Origin of the sequence: Bifidobacterium sp. FKU, from assembly GCF_026016385.1 — a bacterium.
Taxonomy (GTDB): domain Bacteria; phylum Actinomycetota; class Actinomycetes; order Actinomycetales; family Bifidobacteriaceae; genus Bifidobacterium; species Bifidobacterium infantis.
In genome coordinates this window covers 476,486-500,502 of record NZ_CP092888.1, presented here as the reverse complement: position 1 = coordinate 500,502, position 24,017 = coordinate 476,486, and the positions used below count along the sequence as shown (strand labels likewise).

The window sequence follows — 24,017 nt, the reverse complement described above, 5'->3', positions numbered from 1 at the left end:
GCATGGGCGCTTCGGAAATGCGAGGTTTGTCCCGAAGCCTTTTAGAACCTTTTAGATTGCCCGATGTCTATTTAGAAGTGCAACACCCTTGTTGGTCCTGTAATTCTAACAGTTCGTCGGCGAACGCCTCGGCGGGCGTGCGGTAGCCGAGCACGCGCATGGGGCGGTTGTCGGCCTCGTCGACAATCTCCCGCAGTTCCCCGGCCATGTCCATCCGGATCTCGCTGCGTTCGGGCGGATGCCGGCGGATCATGCCGTTCCTGTTCTCGTTGCTTCCCCGCCGCCGGCTGGAGTACGGGTCGGCGAAGTACGTGGCCATGCCCAGCCCGTCGCGCAGCCTTTCGTGGTGGGCGAACTCGGTGCCGTTGTCGTGCGTGACGCTGACGCGCGCGCCGGCCGGCAGCGGCGAGAACATGTCCAGCTGCGCCCCGACGCTCTCGCCGGCGGTCTTGTCCGGAACGACGCGGGCCATGAGGAACCTGGTCCTCCTCTCCACCTCGGTGTGCAGGTTGCATCCCACTCCGATGACGCTGTCGGCCTCCCAATGGCCGAACGCGCTCCTGCCGTCGGCCTCCGGCGGGCGTTCGGAGATGGGCGCTCGGCCGGGGATCGGGAAGCGCGACGTCCTCCTGCCGCCGTGCCTGCGGTGCCGCCTGTGCCCTCGCGGCAGGCACCGCGCCCAGCGTTCCCGAAGCGGCCTGCTGGAGTAGACCCATCGGTAGATGGTCTCCGGGCACACGCGCATGAGAGCATCGTCCGGCCACAGGACGCGCAGCCTGCCGCTGACGGGCGGCGGCGACCAGCCGCGGCCCAGCCGTTCGGCCACCTGCGCCCACAGGCGGTCGTGCGACAGCCGGTAGGGCTTTCGTGGCTTGGATCTCCTGCGGTCGGCCTTGCGCTGCGCGGGCCCGGCGATGTGGTAGCGGCCGGTCCATGGCTCCGCCTTCGGTCTTTTCGGCCGGTACGGGCGGTACGACTCGTTCTCGTTGGACGGGAACCATGTGTTGCGCTTGATCTCCCGGCTGATGCTGGACGGGCTGCGGCCCGGCATCGCGCCGATCCCGCGTATGCTGGCGCCGTTGCCTGCCTCGATCTGGATGACCTGGCGTTCCTCTTCCGACAGGTGCGAATATACTTCTCCCATAGGTGCGACATCCCTTCGGACTGGTTTTCTAGGCAATTTCCAATCTAACGGGTGTTGCACTTTCATTTAGACAACGGGTATTGACTTTTATATGTTTCCTATGATAAGCTTTCTAAAAAACTTACAAAGAAAGTGAGTATTTTTTTATGAACAAATTCAAGCGTTTCGGTGTTTCTATTTTAAGTTTAGGTCTTGTACTAGCACTTAATCCAGTAACCACTTTTGCTGCTGAACCGGAAACTTCCCGATTCTGGACGTCAATGGGGAACTGACGAAACAGAAGCAATATCTCCTTGGTGGAGTTTTAACGGTGATACTTTAGGATCTGCTAGAACCTATTACGGAAGTTGATTCTTCACAAACAAAAAAGCAAAGGATTGTAAAATCCTTTGCTTTTTTACTATATTCTTTTTAAGGAGTCTTCTATGAACACTAAAAAATATTTTATAACATTATTTTCTTTTATTATTTTCTCTATATATTTTACTTTGTCAGGTATATTTGTTCCTTTCATTGCTTCTATTCCGCAAAGCAATGGTGGATTTAAAACACTTTCATCACAAAATGATTTTTACAAAATGGTTGACAATTTTTATGATTCAGATGAATTTTATAATTTTAGAACAGACAATCAAAACATAAATATATTAGCAAACTTCTATAACACATTAAATGCATCAAGTAACTTCGATGTTTTAACCTCATTCAATCAGGCTATCGCTGTAGATATAGATGACTTTAATGGAGACCAACGCTTTTATTATAATTCTGATGAATTTATTGATAATAGTCAGTCTCCTACAATAAATATAAAAGCGTTACAACTTAATCAAAAAGCCTATGAGTTTTATAATATAAAAGTTGAGGGAAATTCCGGAATTGCATGGAATAGTATTTCATATAAAGATGACTCGATTCCTGTTCTATTGGGTTCTGAATATAAATCTTTTTATAAAATCGGAGACATAATTACTGGAAATTATTATAGTAAAAATACTAATTTTGAAGTTATCGGATTTATAGAAACAGATTGTTCTATAAATTATAAAAATACCTCTAATATCACTTTGAATACTTATATGCTTATTCCTTACCCTTCCACTCTTTGGGAAGTGGGCAAAACTAATTTTCAATTTGAATCATTATTATACTTTGCTATGATAAATTGTGATTTACTACCATTTGTTGAGGAATCACAAATTTTAAAAAATATAAAGTCTATATCTGACGAAACTGGATTTTCAGACTTTTCTTTAGTTGGTATTGATAACTTTCAAATACAACATATAGAATTACTTTTATTTATACAAAAGCATCATATACTTTTCATCATTGGTTTTTTGATTATTTTTATTTTACTAAATATACTATGTTTGTATTTATTTATCCACATTCTAAAATCAATTTATAATCAATCAACCTTACGGAAAAAACATAATAAAATTTTTATGTTGAATATTGTTATTCCATATGGATCTGCGTTTCTTTTAGGAACGTCTCTTGCAACACTATTTATAAAAAAAATATTGCCTATTAGCATCATTATTGGAATAATAACCTTGGCTTTAATATATTTGATAAATTATCTTTTTTTATCAAAATTCCTTCATTTTTCCTCAAATCTTCAGAAATAGACAATAGGGAAAAAAGAGTTATTTAATAACTCCTTTTTCCCTATATATTTTCATTGTTTATATCTTTCCACCACTTATAAACAGTATGCTTTGCAAGTCCTGTCTCTCGGATGCAGTCCGCTTTCTTTCCTGCCGGGTGGCTCTCCTGCCATTCTCTGACTGTCCGCTCTGCTGTTGGTCTGCCCTCTTTTACTACTTCACCTATAACTTTCATATCCTCTTTTTTCGCCTTGCAAGATATAAATGAGCCTCTTGTTTTCTGTAATTTCGCTTATTTGCTGGTATCGTAACCTTTGTGTTATCCTCTATCCATTCCCGGCTTGCTATCGTTGACAGCCTTTTTCTGTCCCCTTTCAATGCCCGGAGAGCGTCTTTCACATCTGCCCGGCTGAAATGGTTGTCCTCGTCCTCAGTAAGGCTCTCTAAATGATCCAGGAACGCATAGGCGTCTCTCCGTATCTTCTGCTCGGATATGCCGCACTTTAAGCCATAAGAGCACAACGCCATAATAGAAAAATAACGCCCTCCGGCTTTCACTTCTTCGGTTATTTTCCGTTTCCACCACTCATATAAAGCTTCGTTACATACCCACGTACCACCCTGCTTCTTACTTTTCTGCTTCGGCTCTCCTTGCACGATCCGCTTCTCATACCATTCCGGGTACAGCTCCTTTGCTTCTTCCAGCGTAACGGTACTTTTTCTTCTCGGCTTCTCGTACAACGGAGCAAGGTCTACCTTACAGCTCGGTATGCTGGCTTTTATATCCTCCAGCGTGTAACGGTTCTCTGACAGCTTATAGGCTTTTACTGGGAAATCTACACCCAGCTTCGACTGACTCCCCACACACCGGAAACCTTGATAAATTCCGATTATATCCGGGCTGTCCGGACGGATAGAGCTGGTATCATTCCATAGCCGCCGGATAAGAGCTTCTTTCAGCTCCGCAAGCACTTCTTCCCGGTTTCGATACAACTGAACCGGCTCCTGCAAGAAATAATAAAGATGTACCCCCTTGCCGGAGCTGACAAGATAAGTCGGACGAAGCTGCACACCATTCCCAAACTGCTTCAACAGGTTCTTTAACTGCTGTTTGCCTACATAGTCCACGTCCACCACCACCGCAAACAATTCATGAGCGTTCTCTTTCGTATGTGACTTTGCTATAATTCATGAACCCTGAGATTCTTGAGAATTGAGGATACATGCTCAGCACCAGAATCAATCCGTTTAAGCCCAGCGCCGGGCATCTTCCACCCGTTCTCATTGGAAGAGATATGGTGCTCGCCGACTTCGAAGAAGGTCTAGACAACGGATCAGGCGCACCTGGACGTTTGATGAGGATCACCGGGGCTAGGGGCGTAGGCAAAACCGTAATGCTCGCTGAATTTCGGAGAATCGCAGAAAAACGAGGATGGCAAACCATCAGCGAAACCGCATCAGACGGCATGGCGCAACGGTTAGTGGACAAGCTGCAGCCGCGAAAGGGGAGTTTCAGTTTCTCGTTCGAACCATCTATCAGTGTCAAGAACGTGGGAGGCAGTCTTGGTGGAGTCCATTATGAAAAGAACCGAATGCCATTGACACTCCGCGAAACCATGAGTCTGCGGCTCGACGAGCTGGAAAAGCATGGCAACGGTCTTCTGGTGACCATGGACGAGGCCCAAGCCGCCACTCGGGCAGACATGGTCGCCATCGCCACCGCAGTACAACATCTGACCAGTGAAGACAGAAATCTGGCTTTTGTGTTTGCCGGGTTGCCTTCCATGTCCTCAAGATGGCTTAATGATAACGTAATGACCTTCCTACGACGTGCACAACCGGAGCGGTTGAGCGACGTCGATCTGGCCGAAGTCTCTCATGCGTTGGCGGACACATTCCAGGAAACCGGAATGATTCTAGAAGGGGAACCCTTGCGGATCGCTACACAAGCAACTGCAGGCTATCCTTTCATGATTCAGCTTGTCGGCTATCATATTTGGCGAATCACCGCTCGGAATCACAAGCACGACACAGCCATTACCGTCTCAGTGGAAGATGCTGAAGCCGGGGTCCAAGATGCGCTCAGTCGTCTGGGAGACACAGTCCACGGACCGGAACTGGATGGGCTTTCGCCCATCGATAAAACCTATCTTCTGGCAATGGCGCAAGATGACGGACCTTCTTCCACCTCCACCGTTGCCGAACGCATGGGCAAGGACGTGAAATACGCCAGCATCTACCGCACGCGCCTCATTGAGGCGCAGGTAATCGAGGATCGTGGATACGGGAAAGTCGATTTCGCCATCCCGTACCTTCGTGAATACCTCAGAGAACATGCGGCATATATTCGATGACATTGGATATCTCGGAATGATGAAGCTCTTTTAGAACTTTTTAGATTGTTTTAGATTGTTTTAGAATTCAGCTGGCAACAGTCCTTACTGAGCCACCCAGCCGCCTGGACCACCCCTAGGTATAGCGTATTGGGGTGCTTTTGTCAGGCTGCCCGGCCAAGCACAAGAAAATAACGACGGTCGCCGAATACATTTGCCTCACGTCGGCACGTAAGTCGGTATGCGAAAAAGAAGAAAAGACGAAACCAGCATACCGGCATGCGCCGCAGGCACAACCAGTGCCGAACATGCCAACCGACACCGCCCAAAGCCATCAGGCCGAGCAACGGAAGTGGAGTGTGTGCGTGGCTGGAAAGAACGGAATCAAGAACCGTCGTGGCGAACTGCAACGAGTGCTGAGCCAAGAGGAATCATACGTTGACGGCAAGCTGAGTCATGCCGCGTTTGTTTCCATCGCAATCCTGACCTTTATTACCTTCGTCGGCAACTTTACGCAGCTGCAGCTGAGCTCGGCGCTGCCGATCATCGTTTCGGAATTCCATATTTCCGTAACCACGGGCCAGTGGCTGACCTCCGTGTTCCAGCTGGTCATGGGCGTTATGGTGCCGCTGACCGCGTTCCTGACCCGTCGTTTCTCCACCCGACAGATCGTAATCTGCTCGATGGCGGTGTTCACGATCGGCTCCCTGCTGGCCTGGCTGGGCCCGAACTTCCTCTTCGTGCTGCTCGGCCGCGTGCTGGAGGCGGCCGGCACGGGCGTGATGTGGCCGGTGCTGCAGATCACGGTGTTCTCGATCTACCCGCTGTCCCGACGCGGCTTTGCTATGGGCACCGTGGGCATGGCCATGAGCGTGGCTCCGGCAATCGGCCCCACCTTGGGCGGCTGGCAGACCGACGCCAATGGCTGGCGTTCCATCTTCCTGACCATGACCGTGATTGGCGTGGTCTCGCTGGTGGCGGCCATGTTCGGACTACATAATTTCGGCTCGCATGACCCGTCTGCCCGCGCGGACTTTTTCTCGGTGAGCCTGTCGGTGATTGGCTTTGGCGGACTGATGTTCGGCTTCACCAATTCGGAGGCCTACGGGTTCGCCGCACCGGTAACGTGGGGGCCCATGGCAGTGGGCCTGATTGGCATTGTCTGGTTCGTGCTGCGTAACCTGCGTGCTGGCAAGCGGTATCGCGAGGCCGTAGCCGGGGACAAGTCGGCACTCCCCCAGCCGCCGCTGCTGGACTTGGAAGTGCTGAAGAACCGTTCGTTCACCATCGGCACCATTACCGCGTCGCTGGCATTTTTCGCGTTCAGTTCGATTCTGGTCATCATGCCGCTCTATATCCAGACCGACCGTGGGTATTCTGCCACGATGAGTGGTCTGATCATGCTGCCGGGCGCTATCGGTCAGTGCATCTCCCAGTTCTTCGGCGGCCGTGCGATGGATCGATTCGGCGCACGACCCGTGGCTTTGTTCGGTTCGATTGTGTTGACCCTTGGCACCTTGGGCATGTCGCTGGTGGCGATGGATACGTGGATCTGGTGGGTATCGATCTGCCAGTTCATCCGTCAGATCGGCATGGGTTTCCTGCTGATGCCGATTACCACGTGGTCCCTGAATTGCCTGAACGGGCCGAGCGAAGTGTCCGCCGGATCATCGGTGACGAATACCGCGCGTCAGATTGCGGGCGCTGTGGGCGCACCCGTGTTGGTGATTCTGATGGAAACGTTTGCCACTTTGCATAAGCAGGGCGGCGCCTCCGCCGTCGCCGCTTCGATTTTTGGCATTCAATGGGCGCTGCGCATCTCCGCAATGATCTGCCTGGTAATGGTGTTGATGGTGTTCTTCGGCGTCAAGGGCGACGGTGCCGGTCGTACGCGAGACATTATTTCCCTGCGTTCGCTGCGTGAACGGCGTGCGCGGCGTATGGCTGCGAACTGACGGCAGATTCAACCATTCTCAACATAATAAGAAGCCCCGGTTTCCAACACCGGGGCTTCTTATTATGTTGTGCTATCGCAGGATTTCAGCTGGAGTCTATTACGCCCTGCCCATTAGCGTCAGGACAATCAGCAGCACGTTCAACGCCACAATCAGCGCCACGACGATCATAAAGATCACGTGCTTGACGGTTCCATCAGCCCACTTGCCCATGAGTTCCTTGTCATGCGTGTACCGCATCAGCGGAATCACGGCGAACGGGATGCCGATGGAAAGCACCACCTGGCCGATGACCAGCGCCTGAGTCGGGTCATTGGCGAACCACAGCACAATCAGTGCCGGCACCAGCGTGACCACGCGGCAGGCCCACATCGGGGCGTTAACGTGCAGCAGACCGTGCATGATTTCCGAGCCGGCGTACGTGCCGACCGATGTGGAGCTCAGCGACGAAGCCAGCAGGCCGATGGAAAAGATCGTGCCGATCACCGGGCCGAGCACCTGCGTGATCGCCCGCTGTGCGCCGTCGATGGAGTCCGTGCCAGACATGCCATGCAGCGAGTTGGCGGCGAGCACCAGCATCGCCAGATTCACGGTGCCGGCCAGCAACAGCGCCCAGGCCACATCGATTTTCGAGCCTCTCAGCTGCGTTTTGATTGACGGCTTTTCGCCGCCTGCGTAATGGTCGTTCACCAGCGTGGAGTGCAGGTAGATGGCGTGCGGCATCACGGTGGCGCCCAGAATCGAGGCGGCCATCAACACCGAGTCGGCGCCTTGGAAGCGTGGAATCATGCCTTTGACCACTTCGCCGGGGTTCGGCGGGGCTACGAACAGGCCTGCGATGAAGCCGAATGTGATAATCAGCAGCATCACGATGATGATGCGCTCGAATGTGGTCTGTGTCTTGCCGCCTTGGAACCACAGCATCACCGTGGAGATTACGCCAATCGCCAAACCGCCGATGAACAGTGGAAATCCGAACAGCAGGTTCAGGGCGATGGCGCCGCCGATCACCTCGGCCAGATCGGTGGCGATGGCGATGACCTCGGCCTGTATGAAGAACATGAAGCGGCCGGCATCGCTCATACGCTCGCCCAGCAGTTCCGGCAGGGATTTGTTGGTCACGATGCCGAGTTTGGCGGACTGATACTGGATGAGCACGCTCATGGCGTTGGCGAGCACCAGCACCCACACCAACAGGTAGCCGTATCGTGCGCCGGAGGTGATGTTGGCCGCCACATTACCAGGATCGACGTAGGCCACGGCCGCCACGAACGCGGGGCCAAGGATGCTGGCCAGCGCATGGTCATGCGGCTTTTCCTTGTTGTTCGTCCCTGCTCCGGCTCCGGCAAGCTGGCGTTCCTTCTCGATTTCCGGTGTTTCCTGTTCGATGTCTGCCACAGCGTTCGTCATAGTGGTTGCCGCAGTGGCATCTGCTTCGGTGTGTGTTACTGCCATATTGTTTGTACCTGTTCCCTTCATACCGCGCACAGTTATAGCGCAGGCATGTTTCCCGAGTCAACAGACGGACAATCTGCGGACGATTGATGGATGACTGGCGGACTGGCAGCTGGCATCCCCCGCCATCTCGCTCATGAAATGTGACAAACCACCGAAAACTCGCTCATGAAATGAGGAAATAACCGGAAAACTCGCTCATAAAATGTGCAAGACGGTAGAAAACTCGCTCATGAAAGTGTAATATCATTGATATCGCAGTAATTCGGAAAGGGGCTCCTCATGTATCTCAAACGCAAAGCCGATGCCTATCTCAATGCATGGAAATCCGACCCGAATCGCTCCCCGCTAATCATCAAGGGCCCTCGTCAAGTAGGCAAGACAGAGACTATCGATTACTTTGCCGCACACAACTACCGTTCGGTAGTGGAAATCAACTTCGTTGAGGAACCGAAATATCGTGCAATCACTGCGGACGGTTATGGCGCGAATACCATCGTCCGCAATATTTCCCTGATCGACCCAGCCAAAAAGTTCATTCCGGGCGATACGCTCATCTTTTTCGACGAAATCCAGGCCCATCCTGATATCGCCACTGCACTGAAGTTCTTTAAAATCGACGGCAAATATGATGTGATTTGCAGCGGTTCAATGTTGGGCATCAGCTATAAGCAAATCGAAAGCAATAGCGTGGGATATAAGACCGACTACGAAATGCGATCGTTGGACTTCGAGGAATTTCTGTGGGCTCGCGGATACGATGAGGCCGTCATCGAAAGCATGTTCACCCACCTGTGTAATGCTACGCCATTCTCTGAAGTGGAAATGAACGTCTTCTCCACGGCATTTATGGATTACTGCGTGCTTGGCGGCATGCCTGCGGTTGTCGCCTCCCATATACGCACTGGCACGTTCGAGGGAACACTGCAATTGCAGCGCCAGCTTATTTTGGACTACCAGGAGGATATCCGCAAATACGCGCAAGGACTCGATCAGGCACGAATTCTCAACGTGTTCAACCATATTCCCGTGCAACTCGCCAAGGAAAACAAGAAGTTCCAAATCAGCAAGGTTGCCAGCGGAGCGCGTTTCAAAGACTATCGAGGATGCGTGGAATGGCTTGAAACCTCGGGAATGGTGAATATCTGCCGATGTATGTCCTATCCTGAACTGCCGTTGAAAGGCAATTATGACGAAAACAAGTTCAAGATATATTTCGGCGATACCGGTCTGTTCGTAGCGATGCTTGACGACGAGGCCAGTGATGATCTGCGGGCCAATCGTAATCTTGGTGTCTATAAGGGTGCTATGTACGAGAGCATCGTCTCTGAAGCGCTACGGAAATCCGGCTATGACCTGTACTACTACAAAAAAGAGGATTCCACACTGGAACAGGATTTCTTCGTCCGCACGCGCGAATGGCTGGTGCCGGTGGAGGTGAAATCGAAAAAAGGCACCGCCAAATCCATGCGGACGCTAATCGCTTCGGATTCTTATCCGGAAATTCAGTTCGGCGTGAAACTATCCGCCGGCAATATCGGTAGCAGCGAACACGTGTTCACCGCACCATACTTCACCACATTTTTGCTCCGACGGCTCCTGCGCGCTTATGACGAGGGGCAGGCACCTATGCTCAACAATCCTGAGCGGTAGCCCCTATTCGTCTGCGGGCACGGCCTGGCCCGGGCAGGTGTGGAGGACGGCGAGCATGGCGTCCTTTTCTTGGGAGGTGACGGTGAGCTGGTACTTGTCTTTGACGCCAATCTGGCGGGCCACATAGTCGCAACGGTAGTCGGCGTTGGTGGGTAGCCAGTAGGCGGCGGAAGCCGAACCCTTCTCCTGATTGGCCGGGCCGTCGACGGCCAGCAGGTTGTAGGGGTCATTGCCGAATTCATGGCGTTTGGCAGTGGACCAGTCGTGCGCACCGGATTGCCAAGCGTTTTCAAGGGCCACCACATGGTCGATCTGCACTTTGGCGCTGGTGGCGCGGCCACGTACAAAATGGATGGTCTGAGCGGTGTACGGATCGGCCAGTGTGCCGGACTCGACCACACAGGAACCGGCGTATTTGTAGGTGATGTCCGTGAGATCGCGGGCGAGCACGTCGTCGCGTACGTCGCAGCCATTGCCGTCGGCGTCGGTGGTGCGGAAACCGAAGGAATCGCGGTCGTAGCCGGAGGAGCTTTGATTGTCGTCTACGGCGAGCGCGTTCAAGGTGTCGGCGGCTGAACCGGTGGCAGTGTAGCCACCGGTGATTTTGGCCGCGTCGGAGCTGACCTGCGGCAGTAGCAGGCCAATGGTCACGCCGATTGCTGCGGCGAGAACGATGAGAATCAGCATGCGCTCCAGCGGCCCGGAGGCGTTGAAACGACAGCGAAAGTGGGCGTTACGGCGTGCCATCAATCACGCATAGGTGAAGGTGAGGGGGTCGTGGCCGGCGCGGGCGGGGCCGTCAAGGGCGTCGATGGCGGCATGTTCGTCGGCGGTCAGGGCGAAGCCGAACAGGTTGAGATTCTCCTTCTGGCGGTCGGCATGCACGGACTTGGGGATGATGATCGTGCCGTTTTCGATGTGCCAACGCAGAATCACCTGGGCCGGGCTGACCTCATGGGCGGCGGCGATCTTCTCGATGGTGCCGTCGCCGGCGTTGAGGTCGGAGCCACGCGCCATCGGCGAGTAGGCCTCCACGGCGATGCCGTGCTCCTTGCAGAACGCCACCACTTCACGCTGCTGCCACGTGGGATGCAGCTCAATCTGATTGACGGCCGGCCATGCACCGGTCTCCTCGTGCAGACGCTTCAAATCGGCGGGCATGAAGTTGCATACGCCGAGCGTACGTGCCATGCCTTCGTCGCGCAGCTTGGCGGTGACCCACAGGGTCTCGCGCTTGGCACCGGTGTTGTATCCGGAAGCGGCGAGCGCACGACCCACGCCGGCCTCGTTGTTGTAGCCGGCCGCACCGTCGATGTGGCGGTAGCCGGCTTCCAGCGCGGATTCGACGACGGGGACCACACCCTCGTCGTCGATGCGTAGGACGCCAAGGCCGACCTGCGGAATGGAATGGCCGTCTTTCAAGGCGATGTCCGGCACGTTGGCGGGGTTGATGTGCCCGTTGGTCATGATGTGCGATGCTCCTTCATGTACTGCAACTACACGCCACTGTACACGGTTATGCAGGCGATGTGCGGGTGCTGCAACCAAACGGCATGATTGTGCCCGGCCTTCCGTGTGGGAGAGCCGGGCGCAATCATGACAACATCACGCTCTACTCCTGCGACCGGCCCTCGCCCTATTGTTCCCGGGCGCGAATTTGCCCCGGTACAGGCGTCAATCGATTGACGTTTACACCGGAGCAGAAATCGTTGTCCCGGTACGCAATTTCGGGCCATTTTCGAGAACCAGGACAAGCCAATCCCCAAAGTCCACATACCCCGACAAACAGAATCGGCAGAATACAGCCAATCCCGAAATCAACATACTGTCCCGGTTCTCACGTAGAACGATTGACGCGCAAACCGGGGCAACGGGAATTGTCCCGGTACGCGAAAAACACCCGTTTTCGCAAACCAGGACAGTGATTTCTGTCCTGGCACCCACATCAAACGATTGATGCACGAACCGGGACAGAATCGCATCGCTGCGCCGAGACAGACGCATCTGACAGCCAACAACCGATAAACGACAGCCGACAGATGGCATCCAGCAGACGAAAACCGACAGATGGCATCTGGCAGCCAGTTGCCGGCAACCGCATCATAATGCCGTATCAGTCTCTATCAGGAGCACTTACGACGCAAAGCAAGCGAGACCCCACCGGCCACGCCGAGAACGACAACCGCAAGACCCACGGCAGTCACCGCGCTACCGGTATTGCTCAGCACACCAGTAATCTCGTCGCCATTCGCACCGTTGGTCTTATCACCCTCGCCCGTATCGGGATTGATAGTAGCCCCGCCATTACCCGCACCGTCCGAGCCGCTGCCGGAACCACCTTCGGCCCGAGAGGCAACAGCAACCGTATAGGTTTCAGTAACATTCGGATTCGACTTGAGCGTTACGGTAACCTTCGCCGCATCAGCGGGAGCGGAGAAATCGTAATCGAGCATGAACTGGTCGGCGGCAAGCGCCTGATCGAGTTTGGCGAGCGACTCGTTGGTGTACTCATCGCGATTGATTTCCCCGGATTCGGCCACGGCCTTGTCCAAGTTCTCCGTGGATGGCTTCACCGGAGTTTCGGTCTTTTTGACGAGTGAGACCTTGTCCACATTGCCCCATGCGTCGGCAGGCAGGTTGCCCGTGATGGTGTATGTGCCCGCGCCACGAATCCAGTCAAGCGCAGCGGATTGCCAGGTCACGGTTTCGGTCTCGTCCACCCCATCCTGATAGTGTGCAGCCGCCTCACTCGGCAATTGCGCTTTGATCACGTCGATGGAATCCGAGTCAGTCGCGGTAATCTCCACTGGATCTATCTTGGTGAACACATGATCGGTGACGGCACCGGTGTGAATGTACTTGAACGTCGGCAGAGAGGCGAGCGCCTTGCCATCGAAATCGAACAAAGCTTGGTTATCGACACCTGAGCCGACCCAGTACAGGCCGGCATCAGTGGCACAACCATGCGGGGGACGCTCTATGTGCATTAAGTCATGCTGCCGGTGCTCTTTAACTTGCATATCCACGGGGGCGGCACGAGGCGATTCGGCCGCCTTTACCCTTACACCCATGGGGCGGTAACTTGCCCATGGGGCGGTCGGTAAAATTTCACCTTCCGCAGAATAGAGCCATTCTCAGCTACCGCCCCATGAGGAAATCACCGCCCCATGGGACATTTATACAACAACGACTTCGTGCAACAGCACCAGCATTACAGCAATGTTGTTTAGCGCGTGGAGGCGCGGGCAATTACTTGCGATTCGGTGGTGAGCAGTTCGGGCTTGGAAATGTCTCCAGCGATACGGCCGAGGATGCGGTCCACGGCGGTGGGCGCGGTCCAGTCGAGCCTGGAATCCATGGTGGTAAGCGGAATTTGCAGGTATGGGGCTTCCTCGTTGTTGTCGAAGCCGATGACCTGCACCTGCGCGGGAACCTCATAGCTGGCAGTGCGTAGTGCGGTCAATGCGCCAATGGCCAGCTGATCATTAAAGGCAACCACGCCGTCGAACGGCACGCCGGAATCAATCAGTCGCTGAGTCACACGAGCGCCAGCGCCGATGGACCAATCCTGAGCGGTATTACCAATCAGATGAGGATCCAGCTCAAGCCCACGGCGGCGCGTTTCTTCAATGACACCACGCAAACGCAGTTGTGCGCTGCCTTCCACAGCCTGCAACAAAGCGGCCGTATCATAATCGCCTCGTGCGCCCACTACGGCGAGACGAGAAGAACCTCGATCGTATAGGTAGCCTGCCGCTGTTGCTGCGGCGGCAACATCGTCCGGAGTCACGTGGTCGGCAACACCCCATGTGGTTCGGGCACCGACAATAACCAGCGGGAAATCGACCTTCAGGTCTTCGGGCGAAATATCCTCCACCTCGCTCATGGAGAGAATCATGCCGTCTGACACGGTGGAGTTGAAGTTCTTGAGCAGGTCACGCGCTCCTTTGGCCGAGCCCTCTGCATACGTGGTGACGTATACGGAGTAGTCGCGCTGACGGGCGGCGTCAATGGTGCGATTGGCCAGTTCAGCGAGATACGGCGGAGTGAGCGATGGCACCGCAAGAGTAATAAAACCGGTGTGGTCGCGATTCAGGTTGCGGGCGGCCACATTGACGCGGTAGCCGAGGTCCTTAATGACTGCTTCGACCTTTGCACGGGTTTCATCGGTCATGCGGCCGGAACCGTTAATGACGTTTGAAGCGGTTTTGAGAGACACTCCAGCGGTTTGAGCCACATCGCGCAGGGTGACTCGACGCTTGGCGGAGGCAGGGGATGCAGTGGAAGCAGCCTTGACCGCGCCGACCGTACGACTTGTGTTCGATTCGGCTTTCCCCACTGTGCATACCTCGTTTTCATCTCTGAAAGACCATCGACTCACCTATTTTAGGACCACATGGCACCATTTTCGAGCCATATCCGGCCTTCAAGGGGCTGATCTGAGGCTTTCCGGACATCTACCTCCGTTTCAAGGGGCTCTTCATCCGCGAAAGAGGAAGTATAAACGGCTTTGCTTCAACGCCATTAAGCCATTTTGGGGCCGCGTCTACTTTGGCAACAGCCCCTTGAAACGGAGATAGACATTTGCCCAACCGGTGTATCAGCCCCTTGAAACGGAGATAGCCGGTTGGACACTCATCTAGAGCGTGGTTTTGGTGATGAGAATGGCGTTGCGGGCCAGCTCGTAGCCGGTGGGGCCGGCGTTCCCGGCAATGAAATCGTCTAGACCGGGTTCGCACCGGCAGGCGATGATTGGCTCTTACTCAATGCCGTTGACGGCAACGGGCTGCTTCGAACGGTTCAGAGAGAAAACGAAGCGGATGGTGCCGTCTGAGGATTGGCGGATGGTGTGCAGGATGCGGGGGGTCATGAGTCGTGGCTGCTGCGGTCGTGGTTGCGGCGTTGATCTCTCCCCCACCCGGCCTTTGGTCGGGAGCCCTTTCGTCGGAGGGGGCTGTTGTGTTGAGTTCTGTGAGCAAGTGGGTGATGTCGTGGCGGCCAAGGTCGCAGCCCACGTAGATGGCAGCGCCTTGGCCGTGGGGGGGTGACTGGTGATGGCGGGGACGCCGTCGAGCTCCCAAAGTTCACCGGCGCGCTTGCGCGTGTTCAACGGCTTCCATTGTACGGCGGAGGTGGAGTGCTCCATCATGTACCACGGCTTGCCGGGGCAGATTGCTTCGATGGCGTCGCGTTCGGCCTTGTAGAAGTCGAGCAGCATGTCGTTGCCGAACCGTTTGTAACCCAACCGCTGGGGCGGGTTGACCATGCTGTCGCCGCCCATGTGGCGTGGCAGCAGCACCTCGGCAAAGCTGTTGACGTGCTGGGACCAGAACGCCTGTGGCCCAAGAACGAGGCGGCCCGTCCGATCCGCCGCCACTTCGCCGAGATCGTCGCATACTTCGAGCACCCGTACACCAACGCCGTCCTCGAGGACGCCGACAGCGTCATCCGGAACGTGAAGAGACGGGCCCGCGGCTTCCGCAACACGGACTACTTCGCCACCATGATCTACCTGACCTGCGGCAAACTCGACCTCAAAGCCGTCACCACCGCCTGACCACCACTCACCACAAACAGCGAATAACCGAAAAAACACTACCAATCAAGGCAAAAGTCAATTGGCGCGCATAGTGACTGATTCTTCAGTATTCCTTTTTCATATCCTCACTAAAAATTACTGTCGAACAAGCACAGTATATATTCCCAAACCATCATCATTAAGAATCTTCATGATTTTGTCACGTTCGATATCGTTTCCATATGTAATTTCGACATATCCTTTGTCCTGTATCCGGGAGGGGCAATCGGCGTGTTTAATGTTCACTTTAACGCTTTTCCCTACTGATTTGAGTTTGTCAATGGCTGCGCTGCTCTCGACATATATCTGCTTCGTTGTTTGGTAGGATGCCAAATCGTTGCACGGCAAACTTGTGCCATTTCTTTTCAGCGGAATGAGACCAATCATGATCAAGACAGCCGCAATGAGCGCCGACGTTATAAATGCGATGATAGCGTATAACAGCACCCGCCTAGCCAGCGATTTGCGCTTCGTCATACCGTCAGCGTTTATCTGGACCATCATTCCTCCTTGCGTTTTCACTATTCCACTTCACGAGGTATAGCAATCAATGATTAGTTATGATTGCCTACTTGGTAGTTTTGGTCACATGCAGAGACTAAAATGGGATCATGCGTGGCAAGAACCACAATTGCCCCTTGATCAGCTCGGTGCCGCAACAAATCAATAACGATTTGCCTGTTATGCGCATCGAGAGAAGCGGTGGGTTCATCTGCGAAAATTACAGACGCGTTCTTGTATATAGCGCGCGCAATTCCAAGACGTTGTTTTTCTCCTCCACTGAGATGAGACGCGGGTTCCTGAGTTCTTTTTGCCAGTCCAGTAGCTCTGAGAGCCTCTCGTATCTGTTTGCGGTCCCCTCCCGCACGTTGTCCAAATGGTCCAAGCTGCATGGAGACATTGAAAGCCACGCTTTCCTCGTCCATAATGCCGTAGTCCTGAAGGATGAACGAGGCCGTGTCATGCCAGAATCGTCTACGTCTTCTGGCTGTCGCGTGCGTGACATTTTCGCGATCGATCATAAGTCGTCCACCATCCGCTTCCTGTAGAAGACCGAGTGTGTGCAACAGCGTGGTCTTTCCGCATCCGCTGGGGCCAGTGAGGGCGACCATACCACCTTCGGAGATATGTAGGTCGACGTGTTCGAAAATTGTTCGCCCGGCAATGCGTACCGTCAGGTTGTCGCATTCTATAGTGGTCATAAACATGTCCTTTCTGCTGGGCTCGGTTGATTAAAGAGTGCGATTATTGATGCCCACAAACATGCGCTGTACGGACAGAATGTGCGAAAGTGCGGAAATGAAGATTGCCAGCAAACCCAGCGCTCCGGTCATTACTGCAGCTGAGATGCCTGTAGAGCGAAGTGCTATTGCAGCGAAGATAATTCCTCCTACTAACGCCGTACTGCTCTCCACAAGTATCGTGGACTCCGCCAATCGTCTTGCGGGGCTACCGTTGAGCATGAGCGGATAGTCGTGTCTTGCGCGCAGCGCAGCGCGGACCATCGCATGCACCATAACGGTTAAGGCAAACGCAACAATAAGCATTACAAATGCAGCGGCTTGCAGCCAAGCGAAATATGCAGAGAACTGGGCCTGCAGAATCTGCTCTTCAGCGATGTATCGCACTTTGACCTGTCTTGACAACCCTGCTTGTCGCAATCTTGCTCGTACATCCTGAAGACCCGTCAACACGATGTTGCGTGTGGTGGCCGCCGGCACTAGAAATCCTGAGTCGGAGAATCCCGAGTAGTCAGGGAGAACTATGAGCGTGAGCCTTTTCGGGAAAAGCATAGTGTCAGAGCCGCCTTTGAGCACGGGTATTGCATCGCCGGAAACGCTATAATACAAGGCTCTTTCGAGCATATTCACACTGGTCTGGGAATCTGCACTCCATGCTGGTATCTGAGAAACTATGTCTTTCGCCTCCGCGGGTAGGTAATCGAACGTGACGCGGACTGAGTGCTCCATGTGAGCCGGGTCGACCTGTACCATATTGAGCCATTGCTGAGTGACTAACGCTACTGGTTCAGCACTTGGGGCTCCGGTCATTTCTGGCGTGAACGTGTAGGAGAGAGCTCCTCTCCCGTCATCTTCTATTTCACGCATCACGTTCGCGACCTTCGCATCCAGTTGGGGGTTATTTTCATACGACAGCGCTATTGAGACCTGATTAGACAAACGCTCCCATACACGTTGCTCGCGGGCCGATGAATCAGCCGATGCTATCGCCGACATTGCGGGCGCAGTCACCGCCAGCACCGCTACGAATACCATCGCTTTCATTGCCAAAGCAGATCGGCGTAGTCCGATATTGCCGGATGCGCGACGCATGATCATCGTTGCTGAAGGCCATGACAGCATGCCGACAATCAGCATCGCCACAAACAGTCCTGCCAACACGGTCCCTTCAAGTACCAGTAGTATGCGAGAGAAGTATGGTATGAACACCGCGCCTCTAACCGCACCAACCACCGTGACTGAGACGATGTCGATTAGGCATGCCGCACACAGCGATGGGGTCAGAATGCCCATCATGTCGTCTTTCTGTATGCGCCATACCGAGACGCCAGCTAATACCCGCAACGCCCTTGAACGAACTTTAGATGCCATCCAATACAGAACCATCGTCACCATCAGGGCAAGAGCCGCGGCCATCGACATCACGAAACTTGACTGTGAGGCTAGCAAGCGCACGTCATCACGCAACGAATCCGCACCCCACGCCACCATTACCCCATTGCGTACCGTCCAATCGCGCAGTGCTTTATCAGACTGGTTGCCTTGCAGTAGATAGTATTGACCGCTCGCAGAGGCCGCCGACAGACGCGACTGTCCTGCCACCTTAGAACTCGGCATGTTTCCAAATCGACGGACTGAAGTTCCCTCGGGCAGTCTTTCACTTGCAGTGGAATCTAGCGCGACAAATACTTGAGCGGATGCATCCCCGTCAAGGTCAGGCATAACCTTGACGATGCCGAGTTGTTGCTGTTCTCCGATATCAGCAAGCTCTCGCAGCATTTGAGCGTCATCCACGTTAGGTGATTGAAAATCCAGTGTCATCGAGATTGTAGGATGAATTCCTTGGGGTAAAGCTCTGTCATGTAGGTCGCTGGCCATGACTGACAATAACGTGGCGAGCAGAAATACCAACGTGGATACCATGAAGAACAGGCGACGATGCATGGTACACTCCAATCATCAGGAGAGGCCGATACCACACGGGAATGCCATATGCCATCGGCCGTTCATCATTACCTTTCAGGACACCCGATAGTAGTAGGCGTCGTTATTGCCCCAATAGTTCACAGCGTATTTCTCTGCAATGGACTGCTTCTTTGCGACTGTATCGATGCTGCGCACGGTATCCCCGTTCAACGAGACCGAAGAGCCATGCGTCCGTGTGTCATGCGTGTAATAGGAACGAATCTTGACGTTCCAGAAGCCCCATTCCCAGATACCGCCCTGAGCAGGGTACTGCGTATGCTTACCCTCCGGGTTGAGCCACATGGGCCGAATCCCATACTCTCCGCTTTCCGTGGTCGGCGCAATGACGTCGGCCTCAGCAGCAGAGGCGGATGCCACAGGGATGATTGTCATCGATGCGCAGGTCACCAATGCAATCGCCATCATCTTCAGCTTGGACTGTTTTCCTGTTTGAACGGACATGGTGTGCTCCATTCTCGTATCCGATCGTTCCGTTACCCATGAATTCCGTCAACACTGACCGGAACCCGCGTTCGCCGTTCCGGAATCTTTACGGAACGTCTTCAAGGTATCGCCTTCTTCCGGGACAATCCACCGATGTCACTTCATAAGTGACATTGTGGGAAGCTGGCGACCATCCGCAATATCATCAAGACATGAACCAACAAGGCGAAGGAAAAGTGACATTGGGCATTGTGGACAACGACCAGCTGACGTTGGCGGCATTGTCGAGCATCCTGCGCAGTCTGCCTTGGCTGCACATCCTATGGACGACAATCTCAGGCGACGATGCGATTGACAACTGCTTGTCCCCGAGAACGCGTCCGCAAGTGATATTGGTCGATATGTCCATGGAGAACACGAGCGGTGCCATGGTATGCAGGACCTTACGCCGTCATTCGCTACCCATCGGAGTAGTATGCATGACCTCATTTTCGCTGGGAAGCTATGCTCGCGCAGCCGCCGAAGCCGGAGCTCAGGCGTTGATCTCCAAAACGGACTTACGCATCTTGTCCAGCGCCGTACGACGCGCATCGATGGGCTCGGCGACGCAATGCGCTGCTGATGAATCAGCACGTTTCACTGATGTGCCAGACACTGCTTCCAACCTTATTCCAGACTTTACTAAGGCTTCAGATAAGCGTTGGATGAACGGAGATCGACTGTCCGCACGGGAGGTTGAAATCCTGCGCATGTACTCCGAAGGACTGGAAACTGAGGAGATTACGAGGTCTTTGTCCCTAAGCAAGTTCACCATCGGCACGTATGTCAAACGTGCGGTCGCCAAATTGCATGCACGGAACAGAATCCACGCCATCATCATGTGCGAGAAACGCGGACTGCTATGAACCATGAAAACACCAAACGGAATGGACTTGCACAGGATCAGAACGACGAAATAGGTACCAGCAGTTGGATGTACATGCGCGCAATCGCGGTCATGGCAGGATGCGGATACGGAAGTATACTGCTGGTCGCCAGTCTTGTCTCGGGTGTAATTGGATGGATTGCGTTCGCGATTGGCGTGGTAGCGATGGTTCTGTCCATCATCTCCATACGTTTTCCACTTGTGGCGGCGATAATGCAAACTCTGCTTTGGGCGTGCATTTGTATGGTTCCCGCATTATCTGAATTATCTTGGGCGTTGTTCCTCTCATTTGCCGCCACTCTAATGCTGGTCTCATTTCGATATACAGGACTAGGCATCGGCTTAGGCATAGTCCAATCATCCGTAACTGTCGTCTCCCACGCTATGCTGGGAATGTCCGGCGCGAGTCCATCGCCTATTTTTGACATGATTGCCGTAGTAGCGCTCCCCGCTGCTTCATGTATCGGCGTCGGCATGCAATGGCGCATTAGGCTCATGCGCATGCAGCAGATCCGCCATGAGCTGGATCGTCAGAGGGAGATTAACGAGGAACGTCGCCGCCGCGAGTTAATTGCTGCAACACTCCACGACCAAGTGACCAACCGACTCGCCTACCAGATACTTCGCATGCAGCACGACATACGGACTTGGTGTGAGCAACCACCGCAATCTGAACAGTACCAAGCCGAAATCTCTGAACTACTTGACATATCTCAAGATCTGCTCGAAAAAATACGGGCGACAATCGATGTACTCGGTTCCGAAACCATCGCAGACAATGAATCACACGATAGAGTCGAGCTTCCTAAGTCCAGAATGTCTCCCGCCCCTGAGACTGAGCAGGAAATGCTTGATGCACATCTTACACAGGCCAAGGAAGAGATGCGTGAACTTGGTTTTGCTGTGAACACACAACTTCTGGGCACTATGCCACTCAGCTACGATCCCAAAGTGCTGGATATAGTCCATACGGGCATAGATGAATTCACCAGCAATATGATCAAGTACGCTGATCCGATAAAAGAATGCAGTCTTATCGTCAATATCACAGCAGCAGATATAACAGTCATATCAAGCAATACGTGTAATACCAAGTCCTCATATTATACCGCACGAGCTATGACAGGCGGTAGAGGACTATCTCAGCTTAGAATAAAAGCCAAGGACATAAATGGGACATTATCAAAGGATAATAGTGGCAAGGAGAGCATTTTCCGTCTTTCTATACGATGGCAATAACACCCTTGCTGACTGCAAACTGGCGAATTGCTTTAAAGTGCATTCGGAAAGACTGGCGAATTCCTCTGATTCACATCCCAGGATGGATTGTCTTGCGTGACGGGCCGGGACCAGCGCCAGACGGAGCCAGTTCGGCTAGTATGAATAGGCACCCCCATAGCTGTATTGAGAGGAAGAGCACATGGCGGGACTGTTTCGGACTGCCTCCAAGCAGCCCAATCCTTTAGGGACAGCCATACGCACCCGCGGATCAGGAAAATATACATTCGGACTGGCTTTGAGTGCTGGTCTTGCCGGATTACTGTACGGCTACGACACCGTCTCCATCTCCGGTGCCATCGAATTCCTGCGCGCCAGATATGGGCTCAGTACTCTCATGGAGGGCCTCGTCATCTCCTCCATCATGCTCGGTGCCGTCATCGGAGCGGCCACCGCCGGATTCCTTTCCGACCGATTCGGCAGAAAACGTATCCTTATTATCGGCGGCGCGTTCTTCCTCGTTGCGGCTGTATGGAGTGCGCTGACGATAGGTCCCATAGCGCTTATCGTGGCGCGCGTGGCCGGCGGCTACGGCATCGGCCTGACCGCCGCGCTGGCCGTCACATATATCACCGAATCGGCTCCGGCCAACATCCGTGGTCTGCTCGCCTTCTCTTATCAGTTGCTTGCGGTTTGCGGCCTCTTCCTGACTAACGTCATCAACTACATCATCGCCTCCTACGGATCAAACGACTGGGATATCGCCATTGGATGGCGCTGGATGCTGGGATTAGGCGCGATTCCGGCCGCCGCTTTCCTGCTGGCTATGCGGAGGGCACCGGAAAGCCCGCGATTCCTCATTCAGGTAGGCAGAACCGATGAAGGTTTCGCGGTGCTCGAGCACATCCTCGGCACCGAACGCGCACGCCTGCGCACCGATGACATCCAAGCCTCGGTCAAACTGGAAACCGAGATGTCGCACGAATTCCATGATTTGTTCCGTCCAGGCCTGCGACGGGCACTCGTCATCGGCATCTTTCTCGCCGTGTTCAACCAGTTCATCGGCATGAACGCCATCTCCTACTATGGGCCGGTGATGTTCTCGGATCTCGGGTTCGGCGGGGACACTCAGTTCCTCGTGGCCGCCAGCGTAGGCGGCGTGGAGCTGGTGGCCACCGTGGTAGGCATGTACCTGATCGACACGTTCGGCCGTAAACGTCTTATGGAAATAGGCACCGGCATGATGTGCGCGTTCGCGCTATGCATTTCGGGCTCGTATTTCATGGGCAATTCGCTGCTGACGCTTATATTCGTCATGGCGTTCACCATATCGTTCGCCTTTTCGATGGGGCCGATTCCTTGGATTGTGATTCCCGAGCTCTTCCCCACGTATCTGCGCGGTCGCGCCACCGGATTGTGTGTGATGTGTCTGCTGTTCGCCAACTGGATCATCGCACAATTCACGCCGATGATGATCGATGGATTGGGCGGCGGCATATCGTTCGCGATTTTCGCGTTTCTGGATCTGATTTGCCTGTTCGGCATCGTGGCGTTGGTGCCGGAGACAATGGGACGCACGCTGGAGGAAATCGAGCATCTATGGCAGCCGAAAACCGATTTGGCCTCTGCAAAATACTCGCTGAGCACGGCTGATGCGAATATCCGCCACGCGGAAGCCACGCTGCGTCGTATTGAAAACGAACGTCAGCAGGCATTGGGCATTATGGATGCGGCTGAGCGGGCTCGCGCTGCGGCACAGCAGAAGATTTTCGCCATAGAGACCGCCAAAAGGGCCGAGACAGAACGGCTGACGGCGCAGCGCGCTGCCGAGGAAGCCGCCAAGGCATCGGCGAATATGGCTGCAGAAGAAGACACGGCAGCGACCGTCTCGGAAGTCACGACGGATGAGAACGTGCCGTCGCTTGTGCGGCGTACGAGGGGCGCTGTTCTGGTTGGTAAGTCATCCAGTAGACGGCACGACGGCGAGTATACGGGCGGCCCTGCGGATGGCCCTGCGGATGGCTCCGTGACTGGCTCTGCGGCCGGTGCGATGCTGGACGGCGCGGCGGCCGAGGCAGCGGCCAGCGCAGCAGTCGCGGCCTTGGCCGATTCGTTGCCCGACGACCCATGCACGCTGGCGAATCGGCCGACTACGCGCAGTGGTGCGGATGATACGGATAGCGTTGATGCCGCAGATGCCGTTGATTCCGCGAATGACGCGAATCGAAACCGCAAGCAGACAAATGCCGTGCAGCCGGCACATATGGCCTCTATTGAGCACGCGCACAGTGCCGATACGCCTCGCGGGGTATTACTGCCCAGTGCCGACGAGGATTCCTACAGCGAGCATTCCTTCGCCGAGACGGATGATGACCGCGAGGCTCAGGCCATCGACGCGGCCCTCGACTCTCTGGATGCCCTTATCAGAGGCTGATATATAAGGAAATACAGGATTCCCGCCTTGCGCGTCGGTGCGTTTCGGCTGCGCAAGGC

The 24,017-nt window shown here is 54.1% G+C and carries 18 protein-coding genes and 3 pseudogenes; 8 read left to right on the top strand and 13 right to left on the bottom strand.

Annotated features, from left to right (window positions below; all coding sequences use genetic code 11):
- Nucleotides 1-67 precede the first annotated feature (67 nt).
- Nucleotides 68-1,144: an IS30 family transposase gene (locus tag MMB48_RS02295; RefSeq protein WP_032743566.1), complete on the bottom strand. Its 1,077-nt coding sequence runs from the start codon at nucleotides 1,142-1,144 to the stop codon at nucleotides 68-70.
- Nucleotides 1,145-1,569: 425 nt separating this feature from the next.
- On the opposite strand from MMB48_RS02295, the gene MMB48_RS02290 reads away from it, so the two are divergent.
- A complete protein-coding gene (locus MMB48_RS02290; protein WP_080714669.1) occupies nucleotides 1,570-2,778 on the top strand; it encodes a hypothetical protein in 1,209 nt (402 codons plus the stop codon).
- A 40-nt stretch (nucleotides 2,779-2,818) separates the two neighbouring features.
- Here MMB48_RS02290 and MMB48_RS02285 read toward each other — a convergent pair whose 3' ends face one another.
- Both MMB48_RS02285 and MMB48_RS02280 read right to left on the bottom strand, forming a co-directional pair.
- Complete coding sequence (locus tag MMB48_RS02285; RefSeq protein ID WP_230581164.1) at nucleotides 2,819-2,992, bottom strand: hypothetical protein; 174 nt, start codon at nucleotides 2,990-2,992, stop codon at nucleotides 2,819-2,821.
- Nucleotides 2,989-3,906 (bottom strand): replication protein, encoded by a 918-nt coding sequence (locus tag MMB48_RS02280; protein ID WP_234884539.1) that lies wholly within the window; start codon nucleotides 3,904-3,906, stop codon nucleotides 2,989-2,991. The genes MMB48_RS02285 and MMB48_RS02280 overlap by 4 nt, the downstream gene beginning before the upstream one ends.
- A gap of 74 nt (nucleotides 3,907-3,980) precedes the next feature.
- On the opposite strand from MMB48_RS02280, the gene MMB48_RS02275 reads away from it, so the two are divergent.
- The gene (locus MMB48_RS02275) at nucleotides 3,981-5,111 is read left to right on the top strand and encodes an ATP-binding protein (protein WP_032743567.1); all 1,131 of its coding nucleotides are present in this window, start codon (nucleotides 3,981-3,983) and stop codon (nucleotides 5,109-5,111) included.
- Between the two features lie 344 nt (nucleotides 5,112-5,455).
- Nucleotides 5,456-7,045, top strand: a complete 1,590-nt coding sequence (locus MMB48_RS02270; protein ID WP_032743584.1) for an MDR family MFS transporter — start codon at nucleotides 5,456-5,458, stop codon at nucleotides 7,043-7,045.
- Between the two features lie 99 nt (nucleotides 7,046-7,144).
- Here the strand turns inward: MMB48_RS02270 and MMB48_RS02265 are convergent, their stop codons facing one another.
- Nucleotides 7,145-8,500, bottom strand: coding sequence for an Nramp family divalent metal transporter (locus MMB48_RS02265; RefSeq protein WP_032743568.1), 1,356 nt, complete (start codon nucleotides 8,498-8,500; stop codon nucleotides 7,145-7,147).
- A gap of 282 nt (nucleotides 8,501-8,782) precedes the next feature.
- On the opposite strand from MMB48_RS02265, the gene MMB48_RS02260 reads away from it, so the two are divergent.
- Complete coding sequence (locus tag MMB48_RS02260) at nucleotides 8,783-10,153, top strand: ATP-binding protein (RefSeq protein WP_032743569.1); 1,371 nt, start codon at nucleotides 8,783-8,785, stop codon at nucleotides 10,151-10,153.
- A 3-nt stretch (nucleotides 10,154-10,156) separates the two neighbouring features.
- Here MMB48_RS02260 and MMB48_RS02255 read toward each other — a convergent pair whose 3' ends face one another.
- The 5 genes and pseudogenes from MMB48_RS02255 to MMB48_RS11605 form a co-directional block, all read right to left on the bottom strand.
- Complete coding sequence (locus tag MMB48_RS02255; protein WP_032743570.1) at nucleotides 10,157-10,900, bottom strand: HNH endonuclease family protein; 744 nt, start codon at nucleotides 10,898-10,900, stop codon at nucleotides 10,157-10,159.
- Between the two features lie 3 nt (nucleotides 10,901-10,903).
- Nucleotides 10,904-11,620 carry an aldo/keto reductase gene (locus MMB48_RS02250; RefSeq protein WP_032743571.1) on the bottom strand — a complete coding sequence of 239 codons (717 nt, stop codon included), beginning with the start codon at nucleotides 11,618-11,620 and terminating at the stop codon, nucleotides 10,904-10,906.
- 656 nt (nucleotides 11,621-12,276) lie between these two features.
- A pseudogene (locus MMB48_RS02245) lies at nucleotides 12,277-13,101 on the bottom strand (Ig-like domain-containing protein); the annotation flags it as partial.
- Nucleotides 13,102-13,379: 278 nt separating this feature from the next.
- Entirely contained in the window at nucleotides 13,380-14,399 is a 1,020-nt protein-coding gene (locus tag MMB48_RS02240) for a LacI family DNA-binding transcriptional regulator (protein WP_050496203.1), read from the bottom strand.
- A gap of 834 nt (nucleotides 14,400-15,233) precedes the next feature.
- Nucleotides 15,234-15,488: pseudogene (locus tag MMB48_RS11605) on the bottom strand (beta-galactosidase); the annotation flags it as partial.
- Between the two features lie 21 nt (nucleotides 15,489-15,509).
- Here MMB48_RS11605 and MMB48_RS02230 point away from each other — a divergent pair.
- Nucleotides 15,510-15,710: pseudogene (locus MMB48_RS02230) on the top strand (transposase); the annotation flags it as partial.
- Nucleotides 15,711-15,827: 117 nt separating this feature from the next.
- On the opposite strand, the gene MMB48_RS02225 reads toward MMB48_RS02230, so the two are convergent.
- From MMB48_RS02225 to MMB48_RS02210, 4 genes are all read right to left on the bottom strand, one after another.
- Entirely contained in the window at nucleotides 15,828-16,235 is a 408-nt protein-coding gene (locus MMB48_RS02225) for a hypothetical protein (RefSeq protein WP_060620593.1), read from the bottom strand.
- A gap of 50 nt (nucleotides 16,236-16,285) precedes the next feature.
- Nucleotides 16,286-16,933 carry an ABC transporter ATP-binding protein gene (locus tag MMB48_RS02220; protein ID WP_012576851.1) on the bottom strand — a complete coding sequence of 216 codons (648 nt, stop codon included), beginning with the start codon at nucleotides 16,931-16,933 and terminating at the stop codon, nucleotides 16,286-16,288.
- A gap of 30 nt (nucleotides 16,934-16,963) precedes the next feature.
- Nucleotides 16,964-18,916, bottom strand: a complete 1,953-nt coding sequence (locus tag MMB48_RS02215) for a hypothetical protein (protein ID WP_032743576.1) — start codon at nucleotides 18,914-18,916, stop codon at nucleotides 16,964-16,966.
- Nucleotides 18,917-18,991: 75 nt separating this feature from the next.
- Nucleotides 18,992-19,399 (bottom strand): lactococcin 972 family bacteriocin, encoded by a 408-nt coding sequence (locus MMB48_RS02210; RefSeq protein WP_032743577.1) that lies wholly within the window; start codon nucleotides 19,397-19,399, stop codon nucleotides 18,992-18,994.
- A 218-nt stretch (nucleotides 19,400-19,617) separates the two neighbouring features.
- Here MMB48_RS02210 and MMB48_RS02205 point away from each other — a divergent pair, with 218 nt between their 5' ends.
- The 3 genes from MMB48_RS02205 (at nucleotide 19,618) to MMB48_RS02195 (ending at nucleotide 23,958) form a co-directional block, all read left to right on the top strand.
- Complete coding sequence (locus MMB48_RS02205; protein WP_248577108.1) at nucleotides 19,618-20,286, top strand: response regulator transcription factor; 669 nt, start codon at nucleotides 19,618-19,620, stop codon at nucleotides 20,284-20,286.
- Complete coding sequence (locus MMB48_RS02200; RefSeq protein WP_032743579.1) at nucleotides 20,283-21,545, top strand: histidine kinase; 1,263 nt, start codon at nucleotides 20,283-20,285, stop codon at nucleotides 21,543-21,545. The genes MMB48_RS02205 and MMB48_RS02200 overlap by 4 nt, the downstream gene beginning before the upstream one ends.
- 181 nt (nucleotides 21,546-21,726) lie before the next feature.
- On the top strand, nucleotides 21,727-23,958 hold the full coding sequence (locus MMB48_RS02195; protein WP_032743581.1) for a sugar porter family MFS transporter: 2,232 nt from the start codon (nucleotides 21,727-21,729) through the stop codon (nucleotides 23,956-23,958).
- Nucleotides 23,959-24,017: the final 59 nt, after the last annotated feature.